Raw genomic sequence first — 18,626 nt, 5'->3', positions numbered from 1 at the left:
CCTGGCCTCTGCATCGCCGAGCAATGCTCTCGATCCCGTCATGCGCAGTTCACACGCGGCGCCTAGATTCGAGGACGTTCATCCACCACTCACCATGCGAACAGGACAACGATGCGCAGTCTCCGCGCCGCAAGCCTCCTCGCCGTCGTCGCGCTCGGGGCCACCACCGCCGCTCCGCTCGCCTCGGCCGCCCCGCTCGACAACGGCGTCGAACTCACCCTGGTGTCGACGACCGACACGCACGGGCACGTCTATGACTGGGACTACTTCGCGAATGCGCCCTACCCGGCCGCCGGAACGCTGGGCCTCACCCGCGTCGCGACCGAGGTCGACCGCCTCCGTGCCGAAAAGGGTGAGGAGTCCGTGCTCGTCATGGACAACGGCGACGCGATCCAGGGCACGCCGCTCACCTACTACTACGGTCTCGGCGACGGCGCCGCGGGCGTCCTCTCGGGCGAGACGACGCATCCGATGGCCACCGCTTTCAACACCATCGGCTACGACGCCCAGGTCGTCGGCAACCACGAGTACAACTACGGGCTCGACATGCTCAGCGCGTACGAGGGCGATCTGAACGCCCCACTGCTGGGCGCCAACGTCGTCGATGTCGCGACCGGGAAGCCGTACCACGACCCGTACACGCTGATCGAGCGCGAGATCGACGGGAAGACGGTCACCGTCGGCGTGCTCGGCCTGGTCACCCCTGGCGTCCACGTCTGGGACAAGCAGTACGTCGACGGCGTGCTCGAGTTCCAGGACATGGTCGCCGCCGCGAAGCAGTGGGTCCCGATCGTGCAGGAGCAGGCCGACGTGGTCGTCGTCCTCGCGCACACCGGCCAGGGCACGGTCCCGGACGCGGAGTACGACCCGGCCGATCTCAACGAGGACGTCGTGAACAACATCGCGACGCAGGTCCCCGGGATCGACGTGGTCGTCGCCGGCCACAGCCACAAGGACGTCCCGGAGACGCTCTTCACCAATGTCGCGGGCGAGCAGGTGCTGGTCACCCAGCCGAAGTTCTGGGCGCAGGGCCTCACGGAGGTCACCCTGAACCTCGTTCCGGACGCCGCTGGCGGCTTCGAGGTCGACTGGTCCGCCGGCAGCGCCCCCGTCGCGAAGCCCATCTCTGCGACGGATATCGCAGACGAGTCGACCGCGCTGGTCGACGCCCTCGCCGAGCAGCACGCCACCACCATCGAGTACGTGAACACCCCCGTGGCGGAGTCGGTCGAGGAGCTCTCGGCCGCGACGTCTCGTTACGAGGACACTCCGATCATCGACTTCATCAACACGGTGCAGGCCCAGACCGTCGAGGCGGCCCTCGAGGGCACGGAGTGGGCCGACCTGCCGGTGATCTCGCAGGCCTCACCGTTCTCGCGCACCGCCGTGTTCCCGAAGGGGCAGGTCAGCATCCGCGACATCGCGGGCCTGTACATCTACGAGAACACTCTGCGTGGGGTCGAGCTGACCGGAGCCGAGGTGCGCGAGTACCTCGAGTTCTCGGCCCGCTACTTCGTCCAGACGGCGGAGGGTGCGGTGTTCGACCCTGAGACCGGCACCAACGCGAAGACGGAGGACCGGCCAGACGGCATCCCGGACTACAACTACGACGCGATCTCGGGCGTGGACTACGTGATCGACGTCTCGCAGCCCGCCGGCTCGCGCATCCGCGATCTCTCCCACGCCGACGGGACCCCGGTCGCCGATGACGAGCGCTTCGTGATGGCGGTCAACAACTATCGTCAGAGCGGCGGAGGCGCCTACCCGGCCGTCGCGCAGGCTCCCCTCGTCTACGACGAGCGCCTCGAGATCCGCCAGCTGCTCATCGACTGGTCGACCGCCCGCGGCGTGATCGACCGGGCGGACTTCTCCGACCCCAACTGGTCGCTGACGACGCAGCCCGCCGCCGCGGTTCCGGTCGCGCCTGGGCCGACCGAGCCCGGCACCCCGACCGAGCAGCCGGAGGCGCCTGCGTCGCCGGAGCCCGTCACCACAGGGGCTCCGGTTGCCGCAGGCTCGGGACCGGGTTCGCTCGCTGAGACCGGTGCCGACGCGGCCGGCCTGATCGGCGGCGCCCTGGTGCTGCTGCTCTCGGGTCTCGCGCTGGTCATCGCGCGACACCGCCGCGCCGCGTAGCCGAGCAGTGTCGGACGGCGGTCGACGGGTCTCCCGTCGGCCGCCGTCCGGGGCCCCGGATCAGCCCCGGACGGTGCGCGACCGATGCGCCCGCCAGGCCGAGAACGCCCCCGTCGACCAGAGCGCCCAGACCACCAGCAGCGGTTGGAACACGAGCCGCACCGCCCGTGCCGTGTCCGTTTCGAGACCGAACGCCGGCGTCCGTGTCACCAGCTGCGAGACGTTCCCGGGGAACACCGCGATGAAGAACACAGCGACCGCGACTCCGATGACCACCCGCCACCGCGCGAGCACCGCCAGCGCGAGCCCGAGTGCGATCTCGACGAATCCGGAGGCGACGACCACGACATCCGGGTCCATCGGCAGCCACGGCGGGACCTGCGCCTGGAAGGCCTGCCGCGCGAGCGTCAGGTGGGCGGTCCCCGCCGTGACGAGCACGAGGCCCAGGAGGAGGCGGGCGAGAGTGCGCGGGGCGGAGCGTCGTCCTCCGTCGGGCGCTGTGGCGGCGGTCATCTCTCCAGTCTGCGCGCGGAGGGCGCCCGTGCCGACCGCGCACGCGTTCCGGCGCCGCCCCGTATCCTCGATACCGCCCCGTCTGCCGACCGTGAAACGAGATCCATGACCACCCTGCCCCGCCTGATGGCCTTCGACCTCGACGACACCCTCGCCGCGTCGAAGTCCCCCGTCGACCCGGCGATGGCCGACCTCTTCGTGAAGCTGCTCCAGGCCACCGAGGTGTGCATCATCTCGGGCGGCCAGATCGGCCAGTTCCGGATGCAGGTGCTCGACCGCCTCGAGGGCGCCGACCCCGAGGTCCTCGCCAAGCTGCACCTGATGCCCACCTGCGGCACGCAGTACTACCGGTACGAGAACGGCGACTGGGCGCAGATCTACGCCGAGAACCTCACCGACGACGAGAAGTCACGCGCCCTCGCCGCGGTCGAGGAGAAGGCGAAGGAGCTCGGCTACTGGGAGTCGGAGACCTGGGGCCCGATCCTCGAGGACCGCGACTCGCAGATCACCTTCTCGGCCCTCGGCCAGGCCGCACCCGTCGAGGTGAAGCAGGCCTGGGACCCGGACGGCGAGAAGAAGAACACCCTCCGCGAGGCCGTGCAGTCCGTACTCCCCGACCTCGAGGTCCGCTCCGGCGGCTCCACCTCCGTCGACATCACCCGCAAGGGCATCGATAAGGCGTACGGGATGAACAAGCTCACCGAGCTGACCGGCATCCCCCTCGACGAGATGATCTTCGTCGGCGACCGCCTCGACCCCGATGGCAACGATTACCCCGTCAAGGCGATGGGCGTCGAGTGCTTCGCCGTCGAGGGCTGGCACGACACCGCTGCGTACCTCCGCTCGTACGGCCTGTAGGCCGCTCCTCGCGGGACCTCTGCTGCGGCAGGGGTCCCGCCGATCCGGTCAGCGGTCCCCGTTCAGCGATCCCGTAGCGGTGCCGTCGAGGGTGAGGCGGAGCCGTCGGGGCAGCGACGCGACGACGATCGCGTGCGACTCCTCGATCAGCTCCAGCACCAGCCCGGGCTCGACGATCCCGCCGGCGTCCACCGTCACCCAGTGCTTCTTATTGAGGTGGTAGCCGGGAGCGATCCCGTCGACTCCCGCGACCACGTGCACCACGTTCTCGGGCAGCGCCTTCACGCTCACCACCGGCCGCCCGAACCGCTCCGTCTCGAGCGCGAACACCTTTCCCCCGACCTTCCACACCCGGGTCCCCTCCCCGAACGGAAACCCCGCTCCCGCCCCCGCGAGCCCCTCCAGAAACCGCTCCACCACCCCGTCGTCCACCCTGTCATCCTCCCGCAGCCCGCCCGCTCGTGCCGCAGGCACACCCGTTACTTTCTTCGTGCCCGCTGCGCTCGACCGTCTTCGACGGAAAGTAAGGGAAGTCCCGGTCAGCGATCCCTTATCGGGACGGCACCGCGCCCCTCCCCCCTCCCACACGGTGCGATCAGAGGCGAAACTCAGAGACCAAGCATCTCGAGTTCGGCCCCCGCGGCGTCAACGTCAACACCGTCGCTCCCGGCGCCACCGCTACTCCGGGGAACGCCGCCGCAGCGGACGCCCTCGTCGAGATGACGAAGGGCACCGTCGCCGGAACGCCCGTGCGCCCGATCGACATCGCCTTCGCCGTGAGGTTCCTCGTCTCCGACGAGGCGTCGTACGCCCACGGGACAGTCCTCGACATCGACGGCGGCATCGCGCACGTGCGGCTGGGCTGATCCGGATGGAGACCCCGCACTTCGCTGCCGCCGTCACCGCGTTCGTCACCGCCCTCGACGGGCGCATCGATCAGGGGATCACCGCATTCCCCGACCTGTTCGATCACGACGCGGTCATCGACGTGCCCTTCGACGGCTCCGGAGATCCCCAGCCGATCACGGGGCGGCAGGCGATCCAGGTCATGGCTGCCGGCCTCGAGGGCTTCCTCTGGTTCGACGAGGTCACGTTCCACGCCGTGCGAGCGACCGAGGACCCGGCGGTGGTGGTATGCGAGTACGAGGCGGTGCTCCGACGCGCGGACCGCGACGGTCGCCTCCGCCGCCGCTACATCTCCGTGATCACCCTCCGCGAAGGACGCATCAGCCACCTCCGCGAATACGGAGGCCCCTTCATGCCGACCAACTGACCACGAACCGGCCCGCGACAACGCCCGCTCCTTCCGCCAGGGGCCCGTGGTCCTCTCCTGCCTTCTCAGTCCGTCACCTCGGGGAGCGCGACCGCGATCGAGCGAACCGGATGAAGAAGCGGTGTGCAGGTCCGGTCGATCTCGGACGGCATCGACCCGTCGACGTCGACGGGCCGGCTGATGCTGGGCATGCTCGCCACGCTCGCGGAGTACGAGCGGGAACTCATCGTTGAACGAGTGAATGCCGGTATCGCCGCAGCCCGTGCCAGCGGGATCCGCTTCGGCCGACCCCTGTCGGACCCGGCGGTGGTCACGGACAAGTTCGCAATTGCCGCGGATGCGCGAGTGCGCGGCCGCACTGCTGAGGATGCGGCTCGCCTCGCCGGGTGGAGTCGCGCGTCGCTGTATCGGCACCAGGCGGACGCCGCTTGGCGCGCAGCTGCCGGAGAGCAAGCGGCGCCCCCAGTAAGGAATCGTCCTCCGTTCCTCGACGCGGTGGCCGAGGCAGGAGAGGCGTCCGCCCGGCTTGGTGCCGCCCCTCCTGCTTGACCTACTTCGCCTTAGTAATTGCAACCGACGACAAAGTTCTCATCGTCAACAAAAGGCCCGTACTGAACGCTTCGCACGGTCTCATAAGCGACCATGTCGTAACGGTACTGAGCGGCTGAGCTACACTTGTCGAAACGGTTGATAGTCTGAATCGCATTATACGGGCTGTCAGGACTTATTGCTGTGGCTCGCGTCTGCTGCCCACAGAAAAATCCAGTGCAGCCCTTGCGCAGCTGGATCTTTAGGCTGTGCGTGAAGACTGTGCCGCTCGAGGCGCAGACGCTCTGGCCACCCCAGTACAATTGATCGAAGCCGTTTCGGTAAATCTGGACAAACGTTCCAGCACACCCTCCCGCTCCATAACTCGCGGTGCTCGCCTGGTTGGGGTCCACCGGAGGCTCAAGTACCCACTTTCCGTTTTCATAGAGGAAGAACTTGGCACCTTTCGCATCGGTTTGTACGTTGACGACTTTACCGGTGATGCCTTGCTCATCGAGGAATGCCTGGTCGACCGATGGTCGGGGAACTTGTTCGTCGGCTGTGGCCACCGCAGTGCCACCGAAAATGGACAGGAGAACAACTGAAGTAAGAGCGTTATTCATAAGGTCTGTTTCGCGCGTGTCGCTGTGAAGACATCGACTTCTCGCGGGAGAGAATGGAAGTTCCTACACACCATTCTTGAAGCGAGAAGTCGATGCGCTATGACTCTACTACAGGTTTGACCTCTGGGCAGGTGACGGAGTTGGTGGCTCGGATATTCCAGGTCCTGTCCGGGCGTCCATCGTTGCCTGGCCGCCCCGCGCTTCTCAACCTGCGGGAGCAGGTCATCCTGACGTTGCTGCTGTTGCGACAGAACCTGAACCAAGCCGCCGTCGCGGACCTGCACGGCGTCTCCCAAGCCACCGTCTCGCGGATCTACCGGCGCATCGTTCCGCTGATCGAGCAAGCCTGTTGCTTCTCAGGGATTTCCCTGGAAGAAGCTGTCCGAGGCCGTGTCGTCCTGGTCGATGGGACAGACGTTCCCACCGGGAACCGCGCGAAAACGGGTCGGTCGAATTACTCCGGGAAGCGGCACCGACAAGGCCTCAATGTGCAGATCGCCGCAGATCTGGACGGCGGCCTCCTCGCCGCGTCAGACCCTGTCGCCGGCGCCCGTCATGATCGTGTCGCTCTCGCGCTCTGCGGCTGGGAGCCGATCCTCGATGACACGGACTGGATCGCCGACCCGGGCTACATCGGCACCACCGCGACCACTCCCCGCAAACGACCCCACGGCACCACCCTCGACGACAACACCAAGAAATCGAACCGGGAAATCTCCAGAACCCGATCCGCAGTCGAGAGGTGCATCGCCCACTTCAAGAACTGGAAAATCATCGCCACCGGCTACCGCGGACGCCTCAGCGAACTCCCCGCCATCATCCGCACCATCACAAAACTCGAACTCTACCGACTCGGCTGGTAAACAACCTTATGAATAACGCTCTAAGAGTAATCGCACGACGGATAGAGATTTTCACATTTCCCCACTAGAATTGTTTTAGTCTAAATGAATCAGCCAGTCAGGCGCCCCCTGGCGCGCTGATCGGTTCTTCGACTCCCCGGATGTTGATTCAGCTTCGAGAATCTGTAGCACCTGGTACATTGTCAGGCCAGATTCGACGGCGATTACGTCCGCCGTAGCCCCATAAGCGTTAGCTGCTAGAACGAGCTCTTTAATTCGTTCTAACTGCTCGCTCGAAAAGTGAGTGTCCGTTCCTCTATCGGCCAACTTTCGTAGGCTGATCAGGTTGACTTCCGGGTCAACGGAGTTTGTTTCCTCTTGTTCATGCATGCTCTCACAACTCCTCTGTCTGAAACCAAGGTACAGAAATCGATAGTCGAAATGGACTTCTGGCACTTTTGTCGTGGATTTTGCTGGACCGGGCATCTCCATCTGTCGCTGACCTCATCATGCCGCGGAGCTGCTGCGAGCCGGAAGCCTCGACCGAGAACCTTGTGGACTGCTCCGCCGCCCCCGTGGTCGTCGCAAGCGACCAGGACCACTGGTCCGGGTTCCGCCCCGACCTCATCGAGAAGCACGCCGCATGACCGGTGAGAATCCACCCGAGCACCTCGAGTGCCGCATCCGGGTAGTCGTCGTCTCCAAAATCTTGCGAGCGGTAGAGACGCGAGTGCTGAGAAAGGATGTCACTCATGCCCGTCTCTCGACCGAACTCGCGCCAGTTGCTCTGGTCCCAGGTATCTGCCGTGTACGCACCGGCGGCCAACTGCAAAGCATCCATCTGTGGCATGTGAGAAGTCTAGGGGCACCCGATCGCGACCGCGCTCTACGAGCAGACCTCCGAGCCCGCAGCACGAGGCCACTTAATCGCCGAAGTGAAAGGCCGAGTACGAGCTTCCGACGTTGAACCGACGCCCGTCCTTCCGGCGCTGTGCGAAGTCCGCGATCGTGTCGACGTCGTTCGGCTGCATCCCGAGTTCGCGGCACTTCGCCCGGACTTGTTCGACGGTTACGGCAGCCCACCGAGCAGGCCGATTCATCATGTCCGCCTTGAGTTTGTCTCCTTCGTTCCACTTGAGACCGCCGGAGTAGCCGGCCGCGCACGCCGCGGTACTCGTCAGAATCGATGCCACGTCCTCAGGGAGGTCGGTGGACGGTGACGCGGAGACAGCGGGCGGCTGAAGGGTCACCCCTGGGAGCAGGAGGTCGGGAGAGGCGTCCGCGATCCACTCAGCGCTGTGCGACTCGTTCCACTCGATCACGACGAGCGCCGTAGCACGAACACCCCACAGATCGTTCAGATGCTGCCGGTCGGGCCACGCGTAGACGATCCGTCGGTTGTCGAGCGCCGCCGGTGAGAGCCCTCGCCAAGTGAAGTGGGTGGTGTCGGCCCGAGCTGCGAGAGCGCTCAAGGTATTCCCAGTGACGTTGCGACGGGGGGGGTCACTAGAGCAATCGGGCCGACTTCTTGCTTGAGCAACCACCTGATCGCACGAGTGTTCTGAGTCTCATGGCTGTCACCGTCCCCCAGACGTGAAAGCGCGACCGGGAACGGGTAGGCATCTGATGACATCGGCCCTCCAACCTCTGGCTCTAAACTTAGCTGGGTGCTCGGGACGAGGACAGTGCTCAGTTCCCCTAAACGGCTCTGGAGGCGTCTCTTATGGGGATCGCCCAGGGGGACGCTCCGAGCGCCCACAGCAGCGCCCGGATGTGAGCAGCATCGCTCGGTGTCGTCATTATCGCTGCGCTTCGTGTCGTGGTTACATTGCGTCCGATGAACCTCTACTGGTCTCTGGCCGCCCCAGCTCTGGTGCTGTTGTCTCGTGTTCTGTGCGGGGAGGGCGTGTTGCGTCGTGCTCGCGTAGCTCTTCGCGGAGCAAGCGGATCTCGTCCGTGAGTTCGCGTACCTGTTCTTGGGTTCGCTTGTCGGCGTTCTCGTCGTGTTGCGCGACTCGCTCCACGATGTACGAGGCGAGGGTGGCGGTGACAACACCGATAAGCGCAATGCCGCCCAGCATGATGCCGGCTGCGATGAACCGCCCCGTTCCGGTCACGGGGTAGAGGTCTCCGTACCCGACGGTGGTGATCGTGACGAACGCCCACCACAGCGCCTGGTCGAACGTCGTGATCAGAGCTCCGGGTGTATCTCGCTCAGCATCGAGCACCGCCAAGGAAGCAACGAAGAGGAGCAGCGCGGTGCTCAACGCGGCGAACAGGATGACCCGGCCCCGGAACGCAGCGCCCGCACGGCGCTGCAGGATCGACACGAGTGTCACCAAGCGGAGGAGCCGAAGCGGGCGCAGGAGGGGTAGCGCCACCACGATGAAGTCGAACAGGTGCGTCACGAACCACCGTCCGCGCCGTTCGGCGAGAATCACATTGACGAGGTAGTCCAGGACGAACAACACCCAGGTTGCGTTGATCACAGCATCCGCTACCGCCGCTGTTGCCCCGGTGAGGTGGCCCAGCACTTCCCAGGCGTACGCGATCAGGAAGACTACCGCAGCCACCGTCAACGGCCACTCAGTGATCTCCTGCCAACGTTTCTGCTTCACCCGATGACCGTACACACCACCGGAGCGGGGTGGTGGCTGCTCACAGGCGCCGGGTTCAGGAGTCTGTCGCGTAATGGAATCAATCAGCGGGACGCCGAGCGTCCAGCTACGCCGTTACGTGCGGCTTGAGACGGTACAAGCCCTAGAACTGCCAAAAAGTCATCTACAGGTGTTTCCGCTCCGAGACGTGTGGCCAGTCGAATCGACCAGGCCACACGCTCACTACGCCGCCTTCGAGATTACCGACTCGGTCCAGCGCGAGTCGACGAGGCTCTTGAAGGTGGCTACCAGATCCTCGTCGGCTCGGAGCGCGCGTTGCGTGACTGCGAGGTTGGTGGCGCGCCCGCGGGCAAGGGTACTGTCGGTTCGCAAGACGCGCTTCGGAGTTGTGACCAGCTTGCCACCGCGGATGGTCGCGCGCTCGAGCTGAGCGAAGCTGAGCACACTGGTGCCGTAGAAGCGGTCCGCGGACATGAGCAGCGTGGGACGCGCCCAGCCCTTGGGTACGAGGACAACGGGCTCCCCGTTCGCGAGTGGGAGTTCCACCTCGCGGATGCTCCACTCCAGCTGGTCGATGTCCCAGATCTGTCGGCGGAACTTTCCAATCTGCCCCGCACCGGTCGTGAATTCATCGAAGTTCGCGACGACGTCCGCCGTGAACTGGATGAGCGCGTCGAAGGCGAGTCGCGTCGTGATGTCTGACGTGCGGTCCCGATCGATGCCCTCGATGAAGAGAGGTAGGCCTTCGAGCTGGCGCATCATGCCGACGCGGACGAGGGGGCGGAGGTCGCTCTGGAATGCTCCCCAGATCCATCGACCGACGTCAGACGCGCCACCGTGACCTCGGAAGCCGGCTGCTGCCATGCCGAGCCTCGTCTCCCAGGGTTCAACGAACTGCTGCAGGAGCGCGAGCCCCCGGGCGTGGTCGTTGCGCGACGCGGACAGGAGGCAGGAGACGACTTCGTTGAGGAAGGTGTCGATCGCGGTAACGGCCTGGCGACGGAACGGCTCGGGCATCGTGCTGAGACGCAGCGCGTGAGGGTCGAGGTAGAGGCCGTTGTCACAGCTCAGCTCGACGTTCACGAAAGGCACCGGTCTAGTGATCTGCAGGTATTCCGTGATTGTGGGCATGAGCCCTCCTTCGGGGTTGAGTGCCCGAGGGGGAACGCGAGGGCACTGAGTCCCCTGCGCTGAAGTTGACCATCCAAGTCACTCCGTGCCCCTCGGGCCGGTCCCTGGCCCGATCCCATTGCAACTGGGATCGGGCCAGTGGTCTATGTGCCTACGCGGACTCCTCCGACTGGCCAGCAGGAACCTGGCCTGCCTTGGGCCGGCGATTCGTGGTCGCCTTCGACCCGGGCTTGCTGATGTCGACGACGAGGAGCCCGTCCTCGACGGACGGCGTCCAGCGGTAGGCATCCGAGGTGTCGAGGCCGATGAACTGAGTGAAGAGCGTCCCCGCAATCAGCCAGGGACCGCGGTCCGTCGACCCTTGCGCACGCACGGGTAGGCGTTCTGGTTCGTCAGCGATGCCGGGCGAAGAGCGATGGCTTTCCGCTCCGCGTCCCAAAGGAGCTCGACGCCTTCGGGCTTGTCGATCGCCTCGAACGCAGCGCGGTTGATCGAGATGAGGCCACGCTTCTGGATCGTTATCGACGGCGTCGTCGGAACCGGTGCGATCCCCTTCTCGTACACCTGGAAACCCAGGGCCTACTCCTTCTGCCCTGCGAATCCCACCGTACCATCTATCGAGAAATTCATTCGTGAATTCCACCAGATTCACTTGTCAAAAGCGGTCTTTCGCCGAAACTGTCGCCGAGTATGTAGTCATCGATCGGCGATGTGGAGCATTTCGGCCGCGTCTCGTCACCTCAGTGGGTGAAGGTCCCGGGCGTGTGTTCATCCCGTTGCTCCGATCCTTCGTCCTCTCGCCGAAGGTGTTGACGGCATCGACTACGCGGAGCTGTGCTGTCGTAGTCAGTAGCCACTAGGCGTTGGCGAAATTATTTGGGACATCGACGAGGACGCTTTAAACGGACGGGGTAACGTTGTGTCGCCTGAGTGCGCAATGCGCCGAGAGCGCTGCCGTCGCCGTGTTCATGAGCTGTCCGGTGGGTCACGGTACTGACGACTGCGAGGACCGCCGTCCCATGAGGGGATCTCCTAACGGACGGTCGTCGGGACTCGCAGGCCGATCAGCTGACGACGACTCGCATGAACCGCACTCGGATGTCCGTGATGTTGACGTAGGCGTACTGCTGAGAAGTGGCGAACGCGAGGTGATCGCCCGTACTGAGATCCGCGGCGCCGTCCTCTTTGTCAATGTGGAGGGATCCCTCGAACACGATGAGCATCTCCGACCAACCCACTGGATCAGGCTCGGCGTCGTACCGGTCGCCGGGCTCGAGGACCCACGACCAGAGCTGCGCGTCCACGGCTGCGGGCACGGACGCGAGCAGCACCGCAGCGCTGCCGGGCACGTCTCCTTGCCAGGCGAGCTCGCGGATGTCGGCGCGAGGTGCGGCGGGCGCGGCGACGAGATCAACGAACGTCACCCCGAGAGCATCCGCGAGGTGATCCAAGCCCGTCAGGCTGATGTTCGCCTCGCCAGCTTCGAGCTTCACGACCGTGCGGCGACTGATCCCGGAGCGTTCCGCGAGGGCGACCTGGCTGAGGTCAGCGGTCGCGCGGAAGTGGCGCACGTTCGCGCTCACGTGTGCGAGGACGCCCGGCGTCTTTTCCCTTTGCATGTGCACTATTGTGCACCATAGAGTGTGCAGCATGGTGCACATGCTCTCCCGGAGAAGCCTGCTCTCGAAGCAGGAGGTCGCTCTCACCGCCGTCACAGCGGTGTGGGGTGCAACGTTTCTCATCGTGCACATCGCGGTGCAGTACAGCGGCCCGTGGTTCTTCGTCGGCGTGAGATTCACCACCGCCGGGATCATCAGCGCGCTCCTGTTCGCTCGTGTGCTGCGCGGCATCACCGGGAAGGAGCTGGGCGCGGGCTCTGCAATCGGCGCGATGATTTTCCTCGGCTACGGCTTGCAGACCGTGGGCCTCCAGACGATCACCAGCAGCACCTCGGCCTTCATCACCGCGATGTACGTCCCCCTCGTGCCAATCCTCCAGTGGATCGTGTTCCGCAAGCCGCCGCGGCTCCTGACCTGGATCGGAGTGGCCTGCGCATTCGTCGGACTGATCCTGGTCGCCGACCCGGGGAGTGTCGGCTTCGTCTTCGGCTTCGGAGAGATCGCGACGGTGATCAGCACCCTCCCGATCGCGGTCGAGATCGTCCTCATCGGCTGGTTCGCAGGACGCGTGCACCTCGGCCGCGTGACGGTCGTGCAACTGCTCGTCGCAGGCCTTCTCGGATTCCTGACCATGCCCGTCTCCGGCGAGCAGCCACCCGCGTTCTCCTGGGTGTGGGTCGCACCAGCCGTGGCCCTAGGAGCCGCGAGCTGCCTCATCCAGGTCACGATGAACTGGGCTCAACGGTCGGTCTCCCCAACGAAAGCGACCATCATCTACGCCGCTGAACCGGTATGGGCGGCGATCATCGGACGGATCGCCGGTGACCGGCTGCCTCCGATCGCCGTCGCGGGCGCCGCCCTCATCGTCGCCGGTGCGCTCGTCAGCGAACTCACCCCCCGCAAGCGAACGACCCCGAAGCGCTCTCTGGACGCTCTCGAGGCCCCCGATGCCCTCTCCCCGCGGCTCGAACAAACGGACTAGCTGTACCTCTATACCACTGAGGTGGCCGCCATCGTCTCGTATGGAATCGATCAGCGGAACGCCGAGCGTCCGGCTACGCACGCAACGTGCAACTGTAATCGGCATCAGCCCCAGAACCGACATACGGTCAGTTATTGGACAAGCGCGACAGGCCCATGCACGATCTCAGGGACGCTCTGCGATCACGCTGGTCACGTCTTCCATTGCCTTTACCCATCGGGTTGCCGGAGCGCTTCGAAGCCCGATGAGATCCAGCATGCGATTGAGATCATCGCCGAGATTGCGAGTGAAAATTGGTTCGTGGTGAGCAAGTCGGTTTCGCAGACGCCTGAGGGTTTCGAGATCCCCGTAGATACGGTTCCGCAACGCGTCCGCGGACATGGTCGGCGCTTGTGGGAAGGCCGCAGCAATGTGCGGTTGCCGGAGTCGAACATCGTGGCGGCCCGTGAAGAGCTTCTGCCAGAAGACGAACTTCAACTCGGCGATCACCTTACCTGTCGTCGGTTGCACATTTCGAACGTGCGATAGCTCGCGCCGAGGGTTGAAACCGCCGCCAGGACCTGGGTTCGGGAGGCTGCCGAAGAAGGTGGAGTTCCAAGGCCATCGCGGCCCGTAGACCTGCTCGAGCACGTCGGCTGCTGCGTTACGGGTCGTCACCTCGGAGAAGTGCGAAGGAAGCATCAGGGCGGCCGACACGCGCGCGTTCCACCCGTACAACGTCATCGCCCGCGCGAGATCTCCTCCGACAGCCGCGACGTAGGTCGAGGCACGCGGACCGCTGAGAGCGGCGCTGATCGCGGTGTCGTCGATCGGACTAGCTGCTGGCACCATCGCACGCTACAATACTCACCATGAGCCGTGGGACTCGCGGGCTTCGGCCTCCCCCCATGGACAAACGAAATGAGAGGGCCCCGTCGCTGAGACGGGGCCCTCGTTCGTTTTCCAGTGCGGTGACTCCGCGCTCCTCGGGTGGCGTCATTCCGCGGCCCTTGGATGCCGAACCCATGCCGCTACGTCACCGACGGCACCCGCGCCGCAGGTTGCGGACTGAGGGAACCCCGCGGAACCGCGGAGCCGCGGACCCGCGTGTGCAACGTGACACGGCAGAGTTCGTTCGCTGCTCCGGGACCTGTACTTACTCCCGAAAGAAGGTGACGGAACCGTAAGTTCCCTCGTCACCGCGCGTTAGTAGCCGTAGCGGTGTTGTCGCTGCAGGAACGCCTCGTGACCGCCCTCGAGGATGTCCTCGGCGATGCGTTGCACGCTCTCGGTGTCGATGGAACCGACCCCATCCGCGATGGCTCTGCCGCGGTGGGGGGTGTCGCCTCCATGATCCTCGAACTTCTCGATGATGGTCCGCCCTCGTCCGGGCTCTTCGGGCGCTGACCTCAGCGTGTACGTCAGCGCCGACCGGCTTGCCGGCATTGCGGGCCTCGGCCCTGCGCGGCGCCGCCTCGACATGATCTGGGCGATGTTCCGAGACAATCGGACCTACACACCCTCGGCCCGCTTCGGGGCCGCCTTTAGAGGAACCTGCACCAGTGCACACTGCCCCAAAGGCTCCTCAAACGACGACCACAGCGCCGCAACTCCTCGCAGCGTGAGCGCTTCGAGATGAGCGGCTTCCTGCAAGGAGATCGGTGTCCGGACGTCCAGTGGGTCGGTCATCGGATAACGGCAGCGATGGCTCCGAACTCAATCAGGGCGTCGGGACGCTCAGTGTGAGTGCGCGTCGAGCGACGTGAGGTACTCGGCGTTGCCTCGCATCGCCGGCTTGTACCGGTCGAGTTCAGCCGTGTCGACGTGGTCGGCCAGAAGGGTGAGCAGGCTCGCGAGTGCGGTGTTCACCTGTCCGGCAGCGTGGAGCGTGAGGGACTCGAACACTCCAAGGGCAACGGAGCCCGGGAACTCGTCCCGCGCTCGTGCGAACAACGCCAGAGAATCTTCGATCCGACCGAGATTGCGGAGGGTGCTGCCGTACTGGAGGTAGCAGCGGCGGCGGATGTCTCCGCTCAGTCCCAGCTCCATCGCCCGCTCGTAGAAACCGAGAGCGGTCGCTTCCTCTCCCGCCGTGTCGTAGGCGCCGCCGAGCTCGTAGACGACCCGGGGATTCTCGGGGTGCTCGTCGTAGAGGGGGAGAAGAGCGTCGATCGTGGGACGCATGTCCTCCCGGTTCCGGGCAGCGAAGATGCTGTCCAGTCGCGCATCGAGAGTGCCTGTCATGGCCGGTCCCCCTAGGAAATCTCACGTGAGCTGATTCGGACCGAGACAGTCTGACATTGACCGCGTCCGATTCACGCTGACCTCCGATAGCCGGTGACTCACCGGAGCGTATGCGTGTCGATCGCTGTCGTTCTGATGCTGCGGCTGCGTCGTCGTCGTCCTAGGAGCGCCAAGGCTGAAAGAAGAAGACGGCGACGTCCACTCCGCTGGGAGCGAGTGTGACATCGGTCGTCGTCCTCGGGTTGATGCGTTCCCGGCCCTCCATCTGCTGGATGTAGTGCCCGCCACCGGTGAGCCCGCCCGCTGAGCGACCGGTCGCGGCCGGGCGCCGCGGCGACGAGCGCACCGCCGCCCACTTCCGCCAGCTCGCGGCCTGGGGGTACGCGCTCTCCCCGGTCGAGCAGATCGTCACCGGCGACAGCACCCCCGCCGACGCCGCAGGGCTCAACTAGCCCCCTCCGGCGGGGACCGGCTCGCGCCGGTCCCCGCCTCTTGTCCGACTGCTGCACAGGGAGGCCGCACCATGACCACCACGACCACCGGATCCCGCCCCGCCCTCCTCGTCGACCCGCGCCAGGACGACCCGACGCTGCGAGCCGCCGAGGTCGCCGTCGACACCGCGGCCGCGACCGGCGACGCCGACACGACCGCCGCCGCAGCGCGAGCACTGATCGTCACCGCGACCGCCTACGGCTGGCCCACCGCGACCGCCCTCGTCTTCACATACGAGACCACCGGCCCCACCGCCCACGCCTGGGGACTGTGGAAGGTCCTCGGCGCCGACCGGCAGGTGCTCCGCGAGTGGGAGGCCGAACCGGGCGGCATGAGTGATGAGTCCGAGGAGGAGCTGATCGCCCTCGACCTCATCAGCAACCGTCGCGCGACCCTCGACTACACCGACTTCCCAAAGCCCCTCGGTTCCACGACCCTGATCCTCCACACGCTCGCGCTCTGAGCGCGTGGCGGAAAGCCCCCTCGGCCCCCGGGTCATGCGCGCGAAACAGCCACGCGCGCTCGGGCGGTGGTCAGCGGCGAGGACGCGGCTTGTTCTTCTCTCCCCGCCCGGATGTTCCGGTTCTCGATAACCCCGACCACCGCCAGGCCGGTAGCCACAGCGACGATTAGCGCCCACCCGAGCAGGGTGAACCACTCACCGGTAAACGCCGCATAGGTCTGCTCGCCGGCGATAGAGAAGAGCATCAGCGACAACCCGAACCAGACCATGCCGTTGCTGATCCGCGCGGCCCGCGCGAGCTTGGTCCACGGTTTCGTCATAACCTCACCTTTCCACCGCAGCCTGGTCGTGTCCACCGGCGGCGCGGCCAGCGACCAACGTGGCGTCATCCATGAGCACCACCGCAAGAGGTCCGCGACCGTCAGGGGAGCGGATCGAGCAGGTATGGGCCGCTCGTCGACGGCAGGTTCCACCTGCGCAACGCAGCCACACCCCGCACCGAGTAAGAAGCCCCCTCGACCCTCTAGAGCGCTTCGCGGGTTCGCCGTAGGACCACGCGAGCGTGGTCCTACGGCCTCAAGGAGCTGCTGCCGGATGACCCGACACGGCGGGGGAGTGCGGCGGCGTCGAGGTCCGCTCGCGTCGGCCGCGTCGCGCTGATGATGGGCATGTGAGGCGAAGAGGCCGCCGAACCTTTTCATCACTCGAACGGCTGTTCTACTCTCCTCATGGGTACGAATCGCCGCTACGAGCGCCACGTCGGGGCGCAGGTCGACCGTCGTATCGCGGAGTTCGTGCACCATGGCTCTCCCCTCGGCTTGACTGAGGAGGAACTCGACAAGACTCGACAGCGGCCGACCTGGGCGAGTGTTCCGCGGCCCGTCTGGGCGTGGATCCGATACCCCGCGACGTCGGTACGAGTCGCTGGGCTCGCGCTCGCCTGGTCCCGCCGAGCGGTGATGGTCGAATGGAGTGAAGACGGATCCACACGGCGCCTGTGGGTGTGGGCGTCCGCCGTGGAGGCCAGGGCCATCTTCCCAGGGGGCTGAAAGGCAACCCTCCGGCAGGCGCTCTCGTTCGTGACCAAAATAACTGCGGGCCCGGAGTTCGATCCGCGCGGCCAGGGAGCTGCCCAGCAGTTTCTCAGGATTTGCTTGAGGGCCCGCGTTGCAGGGCTCATGATGAAGCTGGACGTAAAGCTGAGCAAAGCCTGAATGCAATATTTGGGCCGCGGGAGTAGACCAGTAGACAGGCAACAGGAAGCCTAAGGTTCTTTCCGAAATTCGGGAAGGGAGCGATGGCTGGGGAGTTGACCATGTCTAACAATAAGAACTCTTGGATGAAAAAGGCCATGATTCCCGCCGCGCTCGTCGCGAGCATGGGACTGATGGGGGCGACGCCTGCGATGGCGGCAGAAGCCGCTAGCGCGACATCGAGTCAGTCGGCAATTTCCTCCGATTCCGACGCAAAGATCCGCGAGCATCTCGCGAAGTACGACGTCACCGGGTCGACCGCCGAAGGGATCATCCAGAAGGCGAAGGACGGGATCGCGTTGGATGCTGATACCGACACAAACCCGACGACCAGGGATGTGATGACTGTCGATGGCGTGAGTGTCTCGGTGCAGCGTTACGAGGACGGCTCCTTTATTGCCCTTCCTCGCGCCGCGACAAGCTCGAAAGATGACCACCTGCGGACCTCCACGGTCGCGGCGACCGATGGGAGCTACACGCTTGGTGACGGAATCACTGGGTGCGAGTCGTTGACTTCGGTCGGCACGGCTCCGTACGTGAACTGCTCGATTAACTACACCGGCTCGCTCTACTCCGGAAGCTTCTCCGCCAACTTCACCCTGAGCAACACCGGCAAGGCATCTATTCAGCGTGTATGGAACGAGAATGCCTCGGTTGTCGCCGGAACCTTCGGCGACACCCCGACCGTCTCGATCACGAACGCTACCGAGGGCACGTCACCCGCTGAGGCGCGGCTATACTTCACTTACGGATCGACCGCGGACCTCGCCGGGAGCACCGGCTCCATCCGGCTCGTCGCCTCCGGAACGAGTGCATCGGTAGTATCGCCCTAATCTCAACCATTCCCGGAATGGTCGTCCGCTTATCGAGCGGACGGCCATTCCGCCTTCTGAATTAAGGAATGCGAATGTTCGCAACAATGTCCTCCACCCAGGTGATCATCCTCGTTGGCCTCATCGTCCTCATCGTCGCAGGGCTGGCCTTCGTAGGCTGGGCTCTCTCGCGGCGCCGCCGGTAGACCATGCTTCACCCGATGACCGTGCACATCCCTCGGGCCGGTGTGGCGGCTGCT

Annotated in this window: 22 protein-coding genes and 1 pseudogene; 10 read left to right on the top strand and 13 right to left on the bottom strand. The window is 65.2% G+C overall.

Annotated features, from left to right (window positions below; genetic code table 11):
* Nucleotides 1-111 precede the first annotated feature (111 nt).
* Complete coding sequence (locus A6122_RS01060; protein ID WP_068250555.1) at nucleotides 112-2,136, top strand: 5'-nucleotidase C-terminal domain-containing protein; 2,025 nt, start codon at nucleotides 112-114, stop codon at nucleotides 2,134-2,136.
* A 60-nt stretch (nucleotides 2,137-2,196) separates the two neighbouring features.
* Here A6122_RS01060 and A6122_RS01055 read toward each other — a convergent pair whose 3' ends face one another.
* On the bottom strand, nucleotides 2,197-2,649 hold the full coding sequence (locus A6122_RS01055) for a DoxX family protein (RefSeq protein WP_068250552.1): 453 nt from the start codon (nucleotides 2,647-2,649) through the stop codon (nucleotides 2,197-2,199).
* Between the two features lie 105 nt (nucleotides 2,650-2,754).
* On the opposite strand from A6122_RS01055, the gene A6122_RS01050 reads away from it, so the two are divergent.
* On the top strand, nucleotides 2,755-3,507 hold the full coding sequence (locus A6122_RS01050; RefSeq protein WP_068250549.1) for an HAD-IIB family hydrolase: 753 nt from the start codon (nucleotides 2,755-2,757) through the stop codon (nucleotides 3,505-3,507).
* Nucleotides 3,508-3,555: 48 nt separating this feature from the next.
* Here the strand turns inward: A6122_RS01050 and A6122_RS01045 are convergent, their stop codons facing one another.
* A complete protein-coding gene (locus A6122_RS01045) occupies nucleotides 3,556-3,939 on the bottom strand; it encodes an MmcQ/YjbR family DNA-binding protein (protein WP_068250548.1) in 384 nt (127 codons plus the stop codon).
* Between the two features lie 113 nt (nucleotides 3,940-4,052).
* Here A6122_RS01045 and A6122_RS15415 point away from each other — a divergent pair, with 113 nt between their 5' ends.
* The 3 genes and pseudogenes from A6122_RS15415 to A6122_RS15410 all read left to right on the top strand — a co-directional run.
* The gene (locus A6122_RS15415; RefSeq protein WP_084415730.1) at nucleotides 4,053-4,373 is read left to right on the top strand and encodes an SDR family oxidoreductase; all 321 of its coding nucleotides are present in this window, start codon (nucleotides 4,053-4,055) and stop codon (nucleotides 4,371-4,373) included.
* Between the two features lie 5 nt (nucleotides 4,374-4,378).
* A complete protein-coding gene (locus tag A6122_RS01040; RefSeq protein WP_068250547.1) occupies nucleotides 4,379-4,780 on the top strand; it encodes a nuclear transport factor 2 family protein in 402 nt (133 codons plus the stop codon).
* Nucleotides 4,781-4,900: 120 nt separating this feature from the next.
* A pseudogene (locus A6122_RS15410) lies at nucleotides 4,901-5,209 on the top strand (recombinase family protein); the annotation flags it as partial.
* Between the two features lie 131 nt (nucleotides 5,210-5,340).
* Here the strand turns inward: A6122_RS15410 and A6122_RS16260 are convergent.
* On the bottom strand, nucleotides 5,341-5,877 hold the full coding sequence (locus A6122_RS16260; protein WP_146085024.1) for a hypothetical protein: 537 nt from the start codon (nucleotides 5,875-5,877) through the stop codon (nucleotides 5,341-5,343).
* Between the two features lie 146 nt (nucleotides 5,878-6,023).
* Between A6122_RS16260 and A6122_RS01035 the strand changes: the two genes are divergently transcribed.
* Nucleotides 6,024-6,794, top strand: a complete 771-nt coding sequence (locus tag A6122_RS01035) for a transposase family protein (protein WP_084415728.1) — start codon at nucleotides 6,024-6,026, stop codon at nucleotides 6,792-6,794.
* A 373-nt stretch (nucleotides 6,795-7,167) separates the two neighbouring features.
* On the opposite strand, the gene A6122_RS01030 is transcribed toward A6122_RS01035, so the two are convergent.
* From A6122_RS01030 to A6122_RS01000, 6 genes are all read right to left on the bottom strand, one after another.
* Nucleotides 7,168-7,623 carry a hypothetical protein gene (locus A6122_RS01030; RefSeq protein WP_068250542.1) on the bottom strand — a complete coding sequence of 152 codons (456 nt, stop codon included), beginning with the start codon at nucleotides 7,621-7,623 and terminating at the stop codon, nucleotides 7,168-7,170.
* 73 nt (nucleotides 7,624-7,696) lie between these two features.
* Complete coding sequence (locus A6122_RS01025) at nucleotides 7,697-8,245, bottom strand: hypothetical protein (RefSeq protein ID WP_208855037.1); 549 nt, start codon at nucleotides 8,243-8,245, stop codon at nucleotides 7,697-7,699.
* A gap of 351 nt (nucleotides 8,246-8,596) precedes the next feature.
* Nucleotides 8,597-9,391: a potassium channel family protein gene (locus tag A6122_RS01020; protein WP_084415727.1), complete on the bottom strand. Its 795-nt coding sequence runs from the start codon at nucleotides 9,389-9,391 to the stop codon at nucleotides 8,597-8,599.
* A gap of 222 nt (nucleotides 9,392-9,613) precedes the next feature.
* The gene (locus A6122_RS01015) at nucleotides 9,614-10,522 is read right to left on the bottom strand and encodes a hypothetical protein (RefSeq protein ID WP_068250536.1); all 909 of its coding nucleotides are present in this window, start codon (nucleotides 10,520-10,522) and stop codon (nucleotides 9,614-9,616) included.
* A gap of 151 nt (nucleotides 10,523-10,673) precedes the next feature.
* A complete protein-coding gene (locus tag A6122_RS01010) occupies nucleotides 10,674-10,895 on the bottom strand; it encodes a hypothetical protein (protein WP_068250533.1) in 222 nt (73 codons plus the stop codon).
* Between the two features lie 691 nt (nucleotides 10,896-11,586).
* The gene (locus A6122_RS01000; protein WP_084415726.1) at nucleotides 11,587-12,141 is read right to left on the bottom strand and encodes a helix-turn-helix domain-containing protein; all 555 of its coding nucleotides are present in this window, start codon (nucleotides 12,139-12,141) and stop codon (nucleotides 11,587-11,589) included.
* A 31-nt stretch (nucleotides 12,142-12,172) separates the two neighbouring features.
* Here A6122_RS01000 and A6122_RS00995 point away from each other — a divergent pair, with 31 nt between their 5' ends.
* Nucleotides 12,173-13,123 (top strand): DMT family transporter, encoded by a 951-nt coding sequence (locus A6122_RS00995; RefSeq protein ID WP_084415725.1) that lies wholly within the window; start codon nucleotides 12,173-12,175, stop codon nucleotides 13,121-13,123.
* Nucleotides 13,124-13,288: 165 nt separating this feature from the next.
* On the opposite strand, the gene A6122_RS15405 is transcribed toward A6122_RS00995, so the two are convergent.
* The 3 genes from A6122_RS15405 to A6122_RS00985 form a co-directional block, all read right to left on the bottom strand.
* On the bottom strand, nucleotides 13,289-13,954 hold the full coding sequence (locus A6122_RS15405) for a hypothetical protein (protein WP_084415724.1): 666 nt from the start codon (nucleotides 13,952-13,954) through the stop codon (nucleotides 13,289-13,291).
* Nucleotides 13,955-14,308: 354 nt separating this feature from the next.
* Nucleotides 14,309-14,548 (bottom strand): hypothetical protein, encoded by a 240-nt coding sequence (locus tag A6122_RS00990; protein ID WP_068250525.1) that lies wholly within the window; start codon nucleotides 14,546-14,548, stop codon nucleotides 14,309-14,311.
* Between the two features lie 291 nt (nucleotides 14,549-14,839).
* Nucleotides 14,840-15,346, bottom strand: coding sequence for a tetratricopeptide repeat protein (locus tag A6122_RS00985; RefSeq protein WP_068250522.1), 507 nt, complete (start codon nucleotides 15,344-15,346; stop codon nucleotides 14,840-14,842).
* 290 nt (nucleotides 15,347-15,636) lie between these two features.
* On the opposite strand from A6122_RS00985, the gene A6122_RS16255 reads away from it, so the two are divergent.
* Both A6122_RS16255 and A6122_RS00980 read left to right on the top strand, forming a co-directional pair.
* A complete protein-coding gene (locus A6122_RS16255; protein ID WP_157593768.1) occupies nucleotides 15,637-15,798 on the top strand; it encodes a hypothetical protein in 162 nt (53 codons plus the stop codon).
* 71 nt (nucleotides 15,799-15,869) lie between these two features.
* Nucleotides 15,870-16,301 carry a hypothetical protein gene (locus A6122_RS00980; protein ID WP_068250519.1) on the top strand — a complete coding sequence of 144 codons (432 nt, stop codon included), beginning with the start codon at nucleotides 15,870-15,872 and terminating at the stop codon, nucleotides 16,299-16,301.
* Nucleotides 16,302-16,333: 32 nt separating this feature from the next.
* Here the strand turns inward: A6122_RS00980 and A6122_RS00975 are convergent, their stop codons facing one another.
* Nucleotides 16,334-16,621, bottom strand: coding sequence for a hypothetical protein (locus A6122_RS00975; RefSeq protein ID WP_104261817.1), 288 nt, complete (start codon nucleotides 16,619-16,621; stop codon nucleotides 16,334-16,336).
* 1,019 nt (nucleotides 16,622-17,640) lie between these two features.
* Between A6122_RS00975 and A6122_RS00965 the strand changes: the two genes are divergently transcribed.
* Nucleotides 17,641-18,387 carry a hypothetical protein gene (locus A6122_RS00965; RefSeq protein ID WP_146085027.1) on the top strand — a complete coding sequence of 249 codons (747 nt, stop codon included), beginning with the start codon at nucleotides 17,641-17,643 and terminating at the stop codon, nucleotides 18,385-18,387.
* The last annotated feature ends 239 nt before the right edge of the window (nucleotides 18,388-18,626 follow it).

The sequence above is a fragment of the Rathayibacter tritici genome (genome assembly GCF_001641005.1).
Lineage (GTDB): Bacteria > Actinomycetota > Actinomycetes > Actinomycetales > Microbacteriaceae > Rathayibacter > Rathayibacter tritici.
Note: the sequence above shows the minus strand (reverse complement) of the source record. Positions and strands in the feature narration are given on the sequence as shown.